This is a genomic window from Streptomyces sp. NPDC059373 (genome assembly GCF_042751495.1).
Classification (GTDB): domain Bacteria; phylum Actinomycetota; class Actinomycetes; order Streptomycetales; family Streptomycetaceae; genus Actinacidiphila.
This window is the reverse complement of sequence record NZ_JBHYXC010000020.1, coordinates 98619-112736: the sequence shown is the minus strand read 5'-3', so window position 1 is coordinate 112736 and position 14118 is coordinate 98619. Positions and strand designations below refer to the sequence as shown.

The window sequence follows — 14118 nt, the reverse complement described above, 5'->3', positions numbered from 1 at the left end:
CGCTACGCGAGGAGGATCTCGCCGCCCTGGACGGTGATCGGTTGCTCGGCCAGTGGGCGAGGGGCGGGACCGGCGGCGACGGAGGCGTCGGTGATGCGGAATCTGCTGCCGTGGCAGGGGCAGTTGATGGTCCCGGAGTTGACGTCCTTGACGGTGCAGCCCTGGTGGGTGCAGACGGCGGAGAACGCCTTGAACCGGCCCTTCGTGGGCTGGGTCACGACGAGCTTGCGGTCGGCCAGGACCGTGCCGCCGCCCACCGGGATGTCGGCGGCTTTCGCGAGGGGGGCACCGCCGGAGGACGCGGGCTGCGCGGGCGAGGCCGGTGCCGTGCCGCCGCCCTCGCCGCCGTACTTGGCGCAGCCGGCCAGTGCGGCCATCGCCGCCAGCAGGACCCGGCGCTTCATGTCGTCACCCCGACCGTGCGGAAGAACCACAGGGCGGACGTGAGCCACAGCACGGTCAGCACGGTGAAGACCAGGCCGCCGATGACGGGCAGCAGCCAGTTGGGGAGGCGTTCGGCACGCAGAAGCAGCATCTTGGCGGTGAAGGCGCCGAAGAAGAAACAGCCGAGGAGGGAGTGCCACATGACGCGGGTGCTGTACGTCTGGTAGCCGAGGGCGTAGAGGCAGTGGACGGCGACGGGGACCGCCAGGAGAAAGGCGATGCGGCCGGACCAGCGGTGCAGGGCTCCCGTCCAGGAGGGGGCGCGCAGGCCTGGCACCTTGCCGTACATGGCGAGGGCGGAGCCGAGCTGGACGAGGGCGAAGGCGAAGGCGGCGCTGGCGAGCCACGACTTCACGGCGCCGGTGCTGGAGAAACCGGCGAGGTTGAAGGCGGTGCCGGCCGGATCGTGGAGCCTGCCGTACGTGCCGAGGCCGACGGCTACGGCGGCGGCGACGAGTGCGGGCACGAGGTAGCGGGCGGCGGGTGAGGTACGCCGGTGGCCCGGCGGCTGGGGCGGGAAGGACGCGGTGCGGGCGTTCGGGTCCACGCTCATCGGGCACCTCTCGCAGCGCTCAGGGGACAACGGGCTTCGCGGTGACCGGCACGCCGTCGATGGTCACGGCGCCGGTCTCCGGGTCGATGGACGGCGCGGCGGACGGCACGCCGTCGCGGTCGACGATGCCGACCTGCTTGCCGCCCGGCAGCACGATCCAGCCGCCGTCGATCTTCGCTCCGCTCACGCGGGCGGTCGCGCGGTAGAGCCCCGACGGCTTGACGGCCTTGGCGGCGGTGAACTTCCAGGTGCGGTCGGTGAGTTCGACGGTGCCGGTGATCCGGCCGTGGTTGTCGCCCAGCGTGCCCTCCAGCTTCGCGCCGTGCTCGCCGGTGAGCCGCACGGCGCCGTCGTCGCCCACGTCGCCGCGCAGCCACGCCTCCTTGCTGCGGCCGTCGCAGGCGTACGCGATCGCCTTCCCCCCACGCAGGGCGATCGCCACGCTCGCGACCCCGTCCGCCGTACGGCCCGCGTAGTCCGCGTCCGGTGGCGGGGACGGGCTCGGGGACGGGCTCGGGCTCGGGGTGGGGGACAGCGAGGCCGAAGGAGAGGGCGACGAAGGGGTGGCCGACGGGGGTGTCTCCCCGTACGAAGCCCCGGCGGAACCGGTCGTCGCGTTGAGCGAAAGCATCACCACCGCGAGCGCCAGCCCGGCGAGAAGTGTGTAGAGCGGTCCGGAGCGCTTCATTGGGGCCTCCCCCGAGGCGGCGTCAAGCCACCACCATGGAAGCGGATCGCGAAAGCCGCGTCCAGGGGCGCAACGTCATGAAACGGCGGTTACGACCACAGCGCGAGCGCCACCGCGCGGCCGTCGGCGTCGCGGCGGACCTCCATCATGCCCGCGACGGCGCTGCGGTTGATACGGCCGTAGATGTGCGGAAAGCGCGTGGCTCCGGGCACTCCGGGAGGCGGGGCGGGGTCGGCGGCTTCCCAGACGACGCCGGTGTCGAGGGCCTGCTCGTCGATGAGGAGCGCCATCAGCGGACCGACGGTGTCGCGGTAGAAGGCGTTGGCGACCGCCAGGGTCGTCGGCTCGTCGGGGGAGCAGTGGACGAAGCCGTCCTCGGCGAGCGACGCCGGGGCGTAGGGGCGGTCCGGATCGCGCAGCCAGTCGTCCAGCGGCACCAGATGGAAGATCATGCGCACCGTTGTACCGGAGCGCCGGGTGCGTATGTGGCCCGTCTCGCAGGGCGGTCCGCGAAGCGGCGCCCGCCGGGCCGCGACTACGCTCAATCACGTACGAGCAGAGCCGAACGAGGAGCAGTGACGTGGCGGTACGAGCGGTCCGCGGAGCCGTCCAGCTGGAACGGGACGAAGCGGAGCACATGCACGGGCAGGTCTCGGAGCTGCTCACCGCCATCCTGGAGCGCAACGGCATCGCCGTGGACGACCTCATCAGCGTGATCTTCACGGCCACGCCCGATCTGCACAGCGACTTCCCGGCGGTCGCCGCGCGCAAGCTCGGCATCACCGACGTGCCGCTGGTCTGCGCGCAGGAGCTGGACATCGCGGGGGCGATGCCACGGGTCGTACGGATACTCGCCCACGTCGAGACCGGGCTCAGCAAGGGTGAGGTCTCCCACGTCTACCTCGGCGCCGCTGCCGCCCTTCGCAAGGACATCGCCCAGTGAGAACCGCCCTCGTCATCGGCACCGGCCTCATCGGCACCTCGGCCGCGCTCGCGCTCGCCGCGCGGGGCGTGGGGGTGCACTTGGAGGACCACGACCCCTCCGCCGCCCGTACCGCGTCCGCGCTCGGCGCCGGCACGGACGAGGCCCCGGTCGGTCCCGTCGACCTCGCGATCATCGCCGTACCGCCCGCGCACGTCGCCACGACGCTCGCCGAGGCGCAGCGGCGCGGGCGCGCCCGCGGCTACCTGGACGTGGCGAGCGTGAAGGGCGGCCCGCGCCGCGACATGGAGGCCCTCGGCGTCGACATGCGCGCCTACGTCGGTACGCATCCGATGGCCGGCCGCGAGCGCTCCGGCCCGCTCGCCGCGACCGCCGAGCTCTTCGAGGGGCGCCCCTGGGTGCTCACCCCCACCCCGGAGACCGACACCGAGGTCCTCAACCTCGCCCTGGAGCTCGTCGCTCTCTGCCGGGCCGTGCCGGTGGTCATGGACGCCGACTCCCACGACCGGGCGGTGGCCCTCGTGTCCCACACGCCGCACCTGGTGTCGAGCATGGTCGCGGCCCGGCTGCAGCACGCCGAGGAGACGGCGGTGCGGCTGTGCGGGCAGGGCATCCGTGACGTGACCCGGATCGCCGCCTCCGAGCCCGGCATGTGGATCGACATCCTCTCCGCGAATCCGGGGCCGGTGGCGGACGTGCTCGCCGACCTCGCCGGGGACCTGACGGAGACCGTCGAGGCACTGCGGGCGCTTCAGTCCGCGGACGAGGTGAAGCGGCGGGAGGGTGCGACCGGCATCGAGGACATACTGCGCCGGGGCAACGCCGGCCAGGCCAAGGTGCCAGGCAAGCATGGCTCCGCGCCCAAGTCCTATGAGGTCGTCGCCGTCCTCATCGGTGACCAGCCGGGCGAGCTGGCTCGCCTCTTCGCCGACGCGGGCCGTGCCGGCGTCAACATCGAGGACGTCCGCATCGAGCACTCCACTGGCCAGCAGGCCGGTCTCGTCCAGCTCATGGTCGAGCCCTCCGCCGCGCCCGGCCTGGCCGCGGCCCTGCGGGGGCGGGGCTGGTCCCTCCGCGCCTAGGGGGTCCTCAAACGCCGGACGGGCTGGATCGCCCGGCCACCCGTGCCGGCGCTGGGCCGTCCGTGGTACGGGGGTGGGTGGGCGACCGGTAACCTTGGGGGATGGCGTGTTGCCATCTCCCACCGCGTACAAGGAAGGTCCCCCGACTGTGTCGAATCCGGTGATCGTGGCGATCGACGGCCCCTCGGGCACTGGCAAGTCCAGCACTTCGAAGGCGGTCGCGGCCGAGCTCGGCCTGAGCTACCTGGACACCGGGGCCCAGTACCGGGCGATCACCTGGTGGATGCTGAGCAATGGCGTCGATGTGAACGACCGGGCCGCGGTGGCGAACGCGGCGGCGAAGCCGGTGATCGAGTCGGGGAGCGACCCGCTGGCGCCGACGATCACGGTGGACGGCGTGGACGCGTCGGGACCGATCCGTACGCCGGAGGTCACGGCGGCGGTGAGCGCGGTGAGCGCGGTGCCGGAGGTGCGGACGCGACTGGTGGAGCTGCAGCGCGAGGCGGCGGAGAAGGCCACGGCGGGGATCGTCGTGGAGGGCCGGGACATCGGCACGACGGTGCTGCCGGACGCGACGGTGAAGATCTTCCTGACGGCCTCGGCCGAGGCGCGGGCCGCACGCCGCGCGGGCGAGCTGCAGGCCAAGGGCCCCGCCGACCTGGCGGCGACCCACGCGGCGCTGGTGAAGCGGGACGCGGCGGACTCGGGGCGTAAGACGTCGCCGCTGGCCAAGGCGGAGGACGCCATAGAGGTCGACACGAGCGAGCTCACCCTGGAGCAGGTCATCGAGTGCGTCGTCACCCTCGTCGAGGAGAAGCGGGTCGCCGCGTGACGGAGACGACCGTCCCGGCGGCACGAGGCGCGGCGGTCGGCCGCCGCATCGGGATCGGGTTGATGAACGGCCTGTGGCGGCCGCGCGTGCTCGGCTCGTGGCGGGTGCCGGCCGTAGGGCCGGTCATCCTCGCCGGGAACCACTCGCACAACGTGGACGGCCCGATGATCATCGGTACGTCGCCGCGTCCGGTGCACTTCCTGGTGAAGAAGGAAGCGTTCGTCGGCCCGATGGACCCGTTCCTGCGCGCGGTCGGCCATGTCGCCGTCGACCGGGAGAGCGCCGACCGTACGGCGATCACCGCCGCGCTCGGCGTCCTGGAGCGCGGCGGGGTCCTCGGGATCTTCCCGGAAGGCACCCGCGGCGAGGGTGACTTCGCCGAGCTGCGGGCCGGTCTGGCGTACTTCGCGGTGCGCTCGGGCACGCCCGTGGTGCCGGTGGCGGTGCTGGGCAGTGCCCGCTCCGGGCGGGTGATATCCGCGCTGCCGCCGTTGCGCAGCCGGATCGACGTGGTCTTCGGTGACCCCTTCGACGCCGGCGACGGCAGCGGCCGGCGCACCCGTACGGCAATGGACGCCGCCACGGTGCGCATCCAGGAGCGCCTGACGGCACACCTGGTTTATGCAAAGCGCGCTACGCAGCGCGTCTGAAAGTGTCTCTGGTGCCGTCGATTACGCTCGACCGACGGAGAAGACGCTTTCGTGACTCCTCCCCCGGCCGATGCCGGGGGCTTCTCGCTCAGCTCGGGGCCGAGCGAAGGGCAAGCCCTGCCCTGCAATGCGCCAAGAGTAGGACTTTGAGGAAAGGAAGCGCACTACCCCTTCAGGGTGAATCAGGGAGTGCGCGGGTGACGTGATGGAGATCGAGAACGAGTACGGCGAAGTCGGCGCGCTCGGCGACGTCGAATACGCCGAGTTCATGGAGCTCGCCGCCGAGGAGGGCTTCGACCTCGACGAGGTCGCCGGTGACCTCGCGGCGGCGGGCCACGGCCCGCTGCCCGTGCTCGCGGTGGTCGGCCGGCCGAACGTCGGCAAGTCGACCCTCGTGAACCGGATCATCGGCCGCCGTGAGGCGGTCGTCGAGGACAAGCCCGGCGTGACGCGGGACCGGGTGACGTACGAGGCGACCTGGAACGGCCGCCGCTTCAAGATCGTCGACACCGGCGGCTGGGAGCAGGACGTACTCGGCATCGACGCGTCCGTCGCGGCGCAGGCCGAGTACGCCATCTCGGCCGCCGACGCGGTGGTCTTCGTGGTCGACTCCACGGTCGGCGCGACCGACACCGACGAGGCCGTCGTCCGGCTGCTCCGCAAGGCCGGCAAGCCCGTCGTCCTGGCCGCCAACAAGGTCGACGGCCCCTCCGGCGAGGCGGACGCCACCGCGCTGTGGAACCTGGGCCTGGGCGAGCCGTACCCGGTGTCGTCGCTGCACGGCCGTGGCACCGGCGACCTGCTGGACGCGATCCTCGAGGCGCTGCCGGAGGCACCCGCCCAGACCTTCGGCGAGGCCCTCGGCGGGCCGCGCCGGGTCGCGCTCATCGGCCGGCCGAACGTCGGCAAGTCCAGCCTGCTCAACAAGGTCGCCGGCGAGGACCGGGTCGTCGTCAACGAGGTCGCCGGCACCACCCGCGACCCGGTCGACGAGCTGATCCAACTCGGCGGCAAGACCTGGAAGTTCGTGGACACCGCCGGCATCCGCCGCCGCGTCCACCTCCAGGAGGGCGCCGACTACTACGCCTCGCTCCGCACCGCCGCCGCCGTCGAGAAGGCCGAGGTCGCGGTCATCCTGATCGACGGCACCGAGTCCATCAGCGTGCAGGACCTCCGGATCATCACGATGGCGGTCGAGGCCGGGCGCGCGGTCGTCATCGCGTACAACAAGTGGGACCAGCTCGACGAGGAGCGCCGCTACTACCTCGAGCGCGAGATCGAGCGGGATCTGGTCCAGGTCCAGTGGGCGCCCCGGGTGAACGTCTCGGCGCTCACCGGCCGCCACATGGAGAAGCTCGTCCCGGCCATCGAGACCGCCCTGGAGGGCTGGGAGACCCGCGTCCCCACCGGCCGCCTCAACGCCTTCCTCGGTGAGATCGTCGCCTCCCACCCCCACCCCATCCGCGGCGGCAAGCAGCCCCGCATCCTCTTCGGCACCCAGGCCGGCACCAAGCCCCCGCGCTTCGTCCTCTTCGCCTCGGGCTTCCTTGAGGCCGGCTACCGCCGCTTCATCGAGCGCCGGCTGCGCGAGGAGTTCGGCTTCGAGGGGACGCCGATCCAGGTGTCGGTGCGGGTGCGGGAGAAGCGCGGCCGGAAGAAGTAGTGCCGGTGACCTGGCTGCGCGGGTGGCCGCGCGGAGGTCTTTCGTGGGGGTCCGGGGGGTCGCTCCCCGGGATGTTGCAGCATCGAGCGCCGGCTGCGCGAGGAGTTCGGCTTCGAGGGGACGCCGATCCAGGTGTCGGTGCGGGTGCGGGAGAAGCGCGGCCGGAAGAAGTAGCCGCTAGAGGCCGGGGAGCCGGTTGTCGGTCGTGCCCGGGGGGAGTGCGGCGGGGACGGCTCCGCGGTGGCGTCCGGCGCGCTGGAGGGGCTCGAAGCCGTTGAAGCGGAGGGACTCCTCGCCGGTGCGGTCGCCGGGCAGGGTGCGGAAGAGGCGGCGGTACTCGGAGTAGAGGGCGTCGTAGATCGGTGTGCCCGAGCCTCCGTAGGTGTCCTGCGACGCGGCTCGCATGGACGGGATCTGGCTGCGGTACTGGGCTCGGGAGGCGTCAAAGGTGTGCACGTCTGTGCCAACGAGTGATGGTTCGTCCTGGATGCGGGCGTACGGCTGATTTACGGAATTCTGTCCGCGCACGACGAGGGCGCGTACGGAATTCCGTACGCGCCCTGTCGATCGCTGCTCGGTCAGGTGCCGGAGAGCGGCATGGTCGCGCCGACCAGGAGGCCGCGCTCGGCCGCGCGGGCGAGGGCGGACTGGAGCAGGTCCTCGCGGGGTTGCTGGCCGATGCTGCCGACCGGGGCCGCGTAGACGTACACCTCGTTGGTCTTGTTGACCGCCACGCGCCAGCCGTCGCTGACGGGCAGTGGCTGGTGCGCCTGCCACCAGGCGCCCGCGGCGCCGGGCTGGAGGATGGCGTGCAGCTGGCCCATGGCGAGCAGCACGGACCAGCCGGCGTTCGGGGACGGCGGTACGGCCAGGTCGCTGACCGGCAGGAAGCCCTGCTCGATCAGGATGGGCAGGAACTCGTCGCCGTTGTCCTGCTGGCCGGGCCGGGAGATCGGGCCCGTGGGCTCGATCACCAGGGCGGGGCAGATCGAGTCCTTCACCAGGACGAGCCCGCAGGTGATCCCGAGCACCGCCTGGCGCGGCTCGGCGTCCACCTCCGGGGCGGCGGCGGCCGCCGCGTCGCCCTCGAAGGTGTGCACCGCGCCCTGGAGCTGCTGCTCGGAGACGGGTACGACCTGCGAGGGGATGCAGGTCGCGTGGGCGAAGGCGAGGACCGCGGTCTCGTCACCCACGAAGAGCACGGTGCTGGTGCGTTCCTTCGAGGTGTCACCCGGAGTGCGGCAGGAGGTGCAGTCGTATGTGCCCGGCGCGCTATCACCGGCCAGCAGACGCTCGGCCTCCTGTTCGCCGATCTCGGCGCGTACCTCGTCGCTGACATCGAGCATGGCCGGCACGAAAGCCTCCCTGACTGTGCGGCTCCTTCGCCGGACGTTGTCCGGCACGTATAGACAACGGACGATCTGTGTCGGGAGTCACGCCTTTCTCCGTTCTCACGTCCGGTGGTGTATGCACACGGTGAGCGGGGGACCGGAGGCGGTCACTCCATGTCCAACCTTGGCCCCGGGTCGGGTGGGTTGGATATGAGCTGGGTCACACGTCGCATATGCAGTGTGTTGATTTAGTACGAAATCAGCTCATCAATCCGGTGTCCGGAAAAGGACTTTACTGCGAGTAACCCTCAACTGGCCTGCAACGACGGGCATTTGTTTGATAGCGGGACGATAGCCCATAGATTCCTCCGCCGTGTGCAAGGAGCACCGCCCGGGATCGCTCGAACGTGGGGCGAAGGGCCGCACCGCACCGGCGTCCGATGCGCCGGGGCACGCGGTCCCGCAACGAAATGCAGGGGGACATCCCGGGTCCGTGGAGAGGGAATCCATGGCCGTCATAGCCAAGTACCGTAAAACCGCAGTGCTCGTGGGCAGCGCCGCAGTCCTGTCCCCGCTGGCCGTCATGGCCACGGCGGGGGAGGCCTCGGCCGCCGGCAGCGGAGTGTGGGACCGCATCGCGACGTGCGAGAGCGGCGGGAACTGGCACATCAACACCGGCAACGGGTACTACGGCGGACTGCAGTTCTCCGCCGGGACCTGGCGGGCCTACGGCGGCACGGCCTACGCGGCCACCGCCGACCGGGCCGGCCGGTCCGAACAGATCGCCGTCGCGACGAAGGTGCAGCGCGCGCAGGGCTGGGGGGCCTGGCCGACCTGCTCCGTGAAGGCGGGAGCGTACGGGGCCGCGCCCCGGGCCACGACAAAGGTCAAGCCCGCCAAGCGGGCCACCACGCACACGGGCCGCGCCCACAGCCGTGCGAAGGTGGCGCACAGCGACGCGAAGCACCGCTACACGGTGAAGCCCGGCGACACCCTCAGCGGGATCGCGGCGGCCCACCACACGGCCTGGAAGAAGCTGTACGCCGCGAACAGGCCGGTCATCGGCGACGATCCGAACCGGATCCTGCCGGGGCAGCGGCTCGCGCTCTGAGGCCCTGAGGCCCCCGGGAGGGCTCTGAGCCGACCGGGTGGGGCCCGGGCGCGGCGGCGCGGTGACCGCCGGGCCCGGGCCTAGCGTGCTGGCGCATGGCCCACTTCCTCAGCGCCGCCGTGCTTGCCGTCTCCGCCGTGATGGCCCCGGCCGCCGCCGTCGGCCACGCCCCGGTCTGGGACGACCTCGCCGCCTGCGAGAGCAGCGGGATCTGGGACGCCGACACCGGAAACGGCTTCTACGGCGGTCTGCAGATCTGGCAGGCCACCTGGACCGAGCACGGCGGCGCCGCCTACGCCCCGCGCCCCGACCTCGCCTCGCGCGACGACCAGATCACCGTCGCCGAGGACATCCTCCGCGACCAGGGCTGGGAGGCCTGGCCCGACTGCTCGGGCCAACTCGGCCTCTCCGGGCGCTGGCACGCCGTACAGCCCGGGGACACGCTGGAGTCGATCGCCGACCGCTTCCAGGTGCCGGGTGGCGCGCAGGAGCTCCAAAGCCTCAATCCCGGTGCGGACCTCACCCCGGGGACGCTGATCCGCCTGCCGTGAGCCGCCTGCCTCCGGGCGGCTCGTCCAGTTCGCCCGGCTCGCCGCGGAAGGCGACCGCCCCGCGCCGCAGTTCGTACACCACCGCCGTCACCGGGCGCAGCGCCGCCGGCAGCCGTTGCTCCGCCACCACCACGGTCCGGGCGCCCTCCGCGCAGAGGGCGGCCAGGACTTCGTACGTACGCGCTGCCGCCGCCGGGGACAGGCCGAGCCCCGGCTCGTCCAGCAGCGCCAGCCGCCGGGCCGGGCCCAGCAGCGCCCGCGACACGGCCAGCATCCGCTGCTCGCCCCCGGACAGGGTCCCGGCGCGGTGGCCCAACAGCGGCCGCAGCGCGGGGAAGGCGTCGAGCGCGGGGTCCGTCGAGCCGCCCGAGCCGGCGAAAACACGCAGATTCTCCGCCACCGTCAGTGACCCGAACACCGGCCGCCGGTCCGGTACGAGCACCAGCCCCCGCCGCGCCCGTCGGTGCGCAGGCAGCCGCGTCACGTCCTGGCCGCGCCAGACCACCCGGCCCGCCGTGAGCCGGGCGGTGCCCGCGAGGGCCCGCAGCACCGTCGTCCGGCCGGCGCCGTTGCGGCCCAGCAGCACGGTCGCCGTTCCGGCGGGGACGGCCAGGTCCACGCCGTGCAGGGCCTCCAGGGGTCCGTAGCGGACGCGGGCGGCGCTCAGCGCGATCTCGACGCTCATAGCCGGGCCAACCCCCTGAGTACGTCCCCGGGGTGGCCGCACGCGATGATCCGGCCGGCCTCCATCGCGTAGACCGTGTGCGCGAGCCCGGCCACCAGCTCCAGGTCGTGCTCGACCAGCAACACCGCCGTCCCGTCGGCCGCCAGCGCCCGCAGCACCGTCCCGAGTGCCTCCACCTCGGCCGTGTCCAGCCCCGCCGCCGGTTCGTCCAGCAGCAGCACCCCCGGCGCCCCGGCCAGCGCCCGGCCCAGCTCGACCCGCCGCAGGGTGCCCGTCGGCAGCCCGGCGGCCGCGGAGTCCCGCACGGCCTCCAGCCTGAGCAGCCGCAACACCCGTTCCACGGCTCCGGGATCCCGCGTTCGCCCCTGTTCCGCCCCGACCTGTACGTTCTCCGCCACCGTCAGCCCCGGGAAGACCGCCACCTCCTGGAACGTACGGGCCACGCCACGCCTCGCCCGCCCGTGCGCCGACACCCGCGTCACCTCCCGCCCCGCCAGCACCACGTGGCCCTTCTCCGGCCGCAGGGTGCCGCACAGGCAGTGGAACAGCGTGCTCTTCCCGGCCCCGTTCGGCCCGACCAAGGCCGTCACCCGTCCCGGCGCGACCGCGATGTCCACCCCGTCCACCGCCGCGATCCCGCCGTACGCCATCCGGATCCCACGCGCCGTCAGCCGAACCCCCGGGGCCGCGGCGGGGCCCGGCACGGTCCGGCGTGGCGACACCGGGGCGGACGGCCGCCGCTCGGCCGTCAGGAACCGGCTCGGCGAGAGGAACGGGAAGATCGCGAGCAGGCCGATCAGCGCTGCGGCCACGCCCTCCTTCGTGCCGGCGTCGAGGCCGATGAGCAGCGCGGCGGCCGCCATCGCGCCGAGCGGGCTGTCCGCGCCCAGAACGATGACGGCGGCGAACCACAACAGCCCCCGTACGGGATCGAAGGCGCCCGCGTCGAAGGCCTGTACGCCCATCCCGAGCAGCCCCCCGCCCAACGCGGCCAGCGCCGCCCCCACCACGAAGGTGACCAGCTTCAGCCCCGCCACCGGCACCCCGGCCGCCGCCGCCCCAGCCTCGTGGTCTGCCATGGCGGCCAGCGCCCGCCCGGTCCGCCCCCTGCGCAGTGCCCGTACGGCCAGCAACGCGGCGCCGAGCAGTACCAGTTCGAGGACGTAGTAGGCCCGGTCCGCGACGAAACCGTCCGGCCTGGCGAGGGCCAGCCCCGAGGTGGCGTACGGCTGGTCGAAGACGAAGCGGCTCACCGCGACCCCCACCGCGAAGGTGGCCAGCGCCAGCGCCAGCCCGCGCCGGCGCACAGCGGGGCCGCCCGTCAGCAGGCCGAGCGGCGCGACGAGGAGCACGGCCACCGCCAGCGCGGCGAGCTGCGGCAGCGCGGGCACCCCGGGGAAGCGCCCGGCCGCGAGCAGCGCGGTGAACAGGGCCCCGAGCCCCGCGTAAGCGGCCTGGCCCAGCGAGATCTGGCCGCCCAGGCCCGTCACCACCACCAGCGACAGCAGGATCAGGCCCATCGCCGGCACCTGCACGGACGTCGTCAGATCACTCCCCGCGAAGCCCAGCGGCAGCAGGAACAGAATCCCCGCGACCACCCACGCAAGCGCCGGCCCCCCGCCCACGCCGGTCCGGGGTCCCCAGGAAGCGACGCGCCGCCGCACCACGGCCGAACCGCCGTCCGAGGCCCCGACCACGGGCAGCGCCGGCAGCACCAGGACCGCCACCAGCAGCGCGACCACGAACAGATTCGACCCGATGGCCTGGACGAGGGGTTCCCAGGCGCCCGGCGGGTGCAGCCGGGTGAGCTGGCTCTGGGCGACGCCCACCCCCAGCGCGACGCCGACGGCCACCGGCAGGCTCCGCATGCCCGCCGCCACGGCGACCGCCATGGTCTCCATGACCAGCAGCGAGAGGCCGTACGGATCGAGCCGCAGATAGGGCGCCAGCAGCACTCCGGCCAGCCCCGCCGTGAAGGCGCCGAAAGCCCAGCCGGCGGCGGCCACCCGGTTCGCGTCGATCCCCGCGAGCGCGGCGAGGCGCCGGTCGTCGACGACGGCCCGCAGCCGCATGCCGAAGGCCGTCCACCGGGTGACGGCCCCCACGGCCGCCGCCAGCAGCACCACCGCCGCGAGCTGCGCCCACGGGTCCCCCGGCACCAGAACCGGCGCGTCGGGCCGGGCGTCGCCGCCCCACGCCAGATACGCGGCGCCGACCAGCAGGACGAAGACGCCGACCGTCGCGACCAGCGTCTCGGCCGGGCCCGCCTCGCGCACCGCGAGCGGCCGGAAGACGAACCGGTCGAGGGCGAGCCCGATGCCGGGGGCGACGACGAGCAGGCTGACGGCGGCCGCGAGCCACAGCGGCCAGCCGTGGACGACGACGAGGCCGCGCAGGACGTAGGCCGTCACCATGGCGATCGCGCCGTGCGCGAGGTTGAGGACGCCGGTGGCCCGGTAGGTGACGACCAGCCCGATGCCGGTGAGCGCGGCCGCGCTGCCGACGGCGACCCCGGCGAGCGTGAGGTCGTACGTCAGCGACGCCATGTCAGTGCGTTTCGCCCTGCGGCTCGCAGACGGGGCATGGGCTCAGGACCGGTTCCCGTCCCGGTACCGGCTCGGCTCCCGGCTTGCCCGCGACCAGGGGGCAGTCCGGCCGGTGGTAGAGCTTCCCGCCGGGCACGCGGACGGGCGGGTCCGTGGAGACGGCCACCGGTCCGGGCGGCTCCGGCGCGGAGGGCTCCGACCCGGTGGACCAGGCCTCGTCCGCTTCCGCCCGCTCCTCCCGTGGCTGCCGCGCGGCGACCAGCACCGAGCCCGCCACGATCAGCGCGGCCCCCGGGATGGTCGACGAGGCCAGATAGGGCAGCTGCCGCGCCACGTACCGCTCGCCGGAGATCCCGTACCAGCCCAGTACGCACAGCACCGCACCGGCGGCGACGGCCACCCAGCCGACCCAGTGAGTACGGGCTGCGGTCCACCTCATGATGTGCCAGTGTATGGGCATGTCCACCGATTAGTGGCAGTATCGATATGCCAACGGGGGCAAGGGATGGTGAGGCAGATGGCCCGCACCGGACGCATCGGACGCCTGACCGGGGGGCTGCTGACGGCGGCACTCCTGATCACGGTCGCAGGCTGCGGCAGCGACAACAAGGGCGGCGGCCAGAACACCTCGACACCCACCGCCACGGTCAGCGCCGTCCCCTCGGCAGCCGCCTCCTCCTCCGCCGCCGAGCAGCAGGTGCGGGAGAACTGGGAGAAGTTCTTCTCGCCGGACACCCCGGTCAAGGACAAGGCCAAGCTGCTGCAGAACGGCGACCAACTCCAGCTGGTGCTCCAGGCCTTCGCCGGGGACAGCCGGGTCGGCAAGGTCAAGGCGAAGGTCAGCAAGGTCGAGTTCACCTCCCCGACCGAGGCGACCATCACCTACACGCTCTCCCTGTCCGGCCAGAACGTACTGACCGACGCCACCGGCACCTCCGTCCTCCAGGACAAGGTCTGGAAGGTCTCCGTCAAGAGCCTGTGCGGCCTGATCAACATGGACAGCAGCAGCGGCACCGGCGGTTCTGTCCCGGGCTGTTGA

Annotated in this window: 17 protein-coding genes; 8 read left to right on the top strand and 9 right to left on the bottom strand. The window is 73.0% G+C overall.

Annotated features, from left to right (window positions below; translation table 11 throughout):
* Positions 1-2 precede the first annotated feature (2 nt).
* The 4 genes from ACFXJ5_RS25110 to ACFXJ5_RS25095 all read right to left on the bottom strand — a co-directional run bounded on the left by ACFXJ5_RS25110 (position 3) and on the right by ACFXJ5_RS25095 (position 2137).
* Positions 3-404 (bottom strand): Rieske (2Fe-2S) protein, encoded by a 402-nt coding sequence (locus ACFXJ5_RS25110; RefSeq protein ID WP_384635138.1) that lies wholly within the window; start codon positions 402-404, stop codon positions 3-5.
* Positions 401-997, bottom strand: a complete 597-nt coding sequence (locus ACFXJ5_RS25105; RefSeq protein ID WP_384635135.1) for a DUF6529 family protein — start codon at positions 995-997, stop codon at positions 401-403. The genes ACFXJ5_RS25110 and ACFXJ5_RS25105 overlap by 4 nt, the downstream gene beginning before the upstream one ends.
* A 19-nt stretch (positions 998-1016) precedes the next feature.
* Positions 1017-1685, bottom strand: a complete 669-nt coding sequence (locus tag ACFXJ5_RS25100) for a hypothetical protein (RefSeq protein ID WP_384635133.1) — start codon at positions 1683-1685, stop codon at positions 1017-1019.
* An 89-nt stretch (positions 1686-1774) separates the two neighbouring features.
* Complete coding sequence (locus tag ACFXJ5_RS25095; RefSeq protein ID WP_384635130.1) at positions 1775-2137, bottom strand: DUF952 domain-containing protein; 363 nt, start codon at positions 2135-2137, stop codon at positions 1775-1777.
* Positions 2138-2265: 128 nt separating this feature from the next.
* Here ACFXJ5_RS25095 and aroH point away from each other — a divergent pair, with 128 nt between their 5' ends.
* From aroH to der, 5 genes are all read left to right on the top strand, one after another.
* Positions 2266-2628 carry a chorismate mutase gene (gene aroH / locus ACFXJ5_RS25090; RefSeq protein WP_384635128.1) on the top strand — a complete coding sequence of 121 codons (363 nt, stop codon included), beginning with the start codon at positions 2266-2268 and terminating at the stop codon, positions 2626-2628.
* Positions 2625-3710 (top strand): prephenate dehydrogenase, encoded by a 1086-nt coding sequence (locus ACFXJ5_RS25085; protein ID WP_384635125.1) that lies wholly within the window; start codon positions 2625-2627, stop codon positions 3708-3710. The genes aroH and ACFXJ5_RS25085 overlap by 4 nt, the downstream gene beginning before the upstream one ends.
* Before the next feature lie 148 nt (positions 3711-3858).
* A complete protein-coding gene (gene cmk / locus ACFXJ5_RS25080) occupies positions 3859-4542 on the top strand; it encodes a (d)CMP kinase (protein ID WP_384635122.1) in 684 nt (227 codons plus the stop codon).
* Positions 4500-5192: a lysophospholipid acyltransferase family protein gene (locus ACFXJ5_RS25075; protein ID WP_384635119.1), complete on the top strand. Its 693-nt coding sequence runs from the start codon at positions 4500-4502 to the stop codon at positions 5190-5192. Before cmk ends, ACFXJ5_RS25075 begins: the two co-directional genes overlap by 43 nt.
* 205 nt (positions 5193-5397) lie before the next feature.
* Complete coding sequence (der, locus tag ACFXJ5_RS25070; protein ID WP_384635236.1) at positions 5398-6855, top strand: ribosome biogenesis GTPase Der; 1458 nt, start codon at positions 5398-5400, stop codon at positions 6853-6855.
* Between the two features lie 177 nt (positions 6856-7032).
* Here der and ACFXJ5_RS25065 read toward each other — a convergent pair whose 3' ends face one another.
* Together ACFXJ5_RS25065 and ACFXJ5_RS25060 are read right to left on the bottom strand one after the other, a co-directional pair.
* Positions 7033-7311: a hypothetical protein gene (locus ACFXJ5_RS25065; RefSeq protein WP_384635116.1), complete on the bottom strand. Its 279-nt coding sequence runs from the start codon at positions 7309-7311 to the stop codon at positions 7033-7035.
* A 122-nt stretch (positions 7312-7433) separates the two neighbouring features.
* Positions 7434-8210, bottom strand: a complete 777-nt coding sequence (locus ACFXJ5_RS25060) for a hypothetical protein (protein ID WP_384635113.1) — start codon at positions 8208-8210, stop codon at positions 7434-7436.
* A 484-nt stretch (positions 8211-8694) separates the two neighbouring features.
* Here ACFXJ5_RS25060 and ACFXJ5_RS25055 point away from each other — a divergent pair, with 484 nt between their 5' ends.
* Positions 8695-9297 carry a transglycosylase family protein gene (locus tag ACFXJ5_RS25055; RefSeq protein WP_384635110.1) on the top strand — a complete coding sequence of 201 codons (603 nt, stop codon included), beginning with the start codon at positions 8695-8697 and terminating at the stop codon, positions 9295-9297.
* A gap of 95 nt (positions 9298-9392) precedes the next feature.
* Positions 9393-9848, top strand: coding sequence for a transglycosylase family protein (locus ACFXJ5_RS25050; protein WP_384635107.1), 456 nt, complete (start codon positions 9393-9395; stop codon positions 9846-9848).
* Here ACFXJ5_RS25050 and ACFXJ5_RS25045 read toward each other — a convergent pair.
* The 3 genes from ACFXJ5_RS25045 to ACFXJ5_RS25035 are packed head-to-tail and all read right to left on the bottom strand — an operon-like array spanning position 9817 to position 13518.
* Entirely contained in the window at positions 9817-10533 is a 717-nt protein-coding gene (locus tag ACFXJ5_RS25045; protein ID WP_384635104.1) for an ATP-binding cassette domain-containing protein, read from the bottom strand. The genes ACFXJ5_RS25050 and ACFXJ5_RS25045 overlap by 32 nt on opposite strands.
* Positions 10530-13079, bottom strand: a complete 2550-nt coding sequence (locus ACFXJ5_RS25040; RefSeq protein WP_384635101.1) for an ABC transporter permease subunit — start codon at positions 13077-13079, stop codon at positions 10530-10532. The genes ACFXJ5_RS25045 and ACFXJ5_RS25040 overlap by 4 nt, the downstream gene beginning before the upstream one ends.
* Before the next feature lies 1 nt (position 13080).
* On the bottom strand, positions 13081-13518 hold the full coding sequence (locus tag ACFXJ5_RS25035) for a hypothetical protein (protein ID WP_384635098.1): 438 nt from the start codon (positions 13516-13518) through the stop codon (positions 13081-13083).
* Between the two features lie 78 nt (positions 13519-13596).
* On the opposite strand from ACFXJ5_RS25035, the gene ACFXJ5_RS25030 reads away from it, so the two are divergent.
* The gene (locus ACFXJ5_RS25030; protein WP_384635096.1) at positions 13597-14118 is read left to right on the top strand and encodes a hypothetical protein; all 522 of its coding nucleotides are present in this window, start codon (positions 13597-13599) and stop codon (positions 14116-14118) included.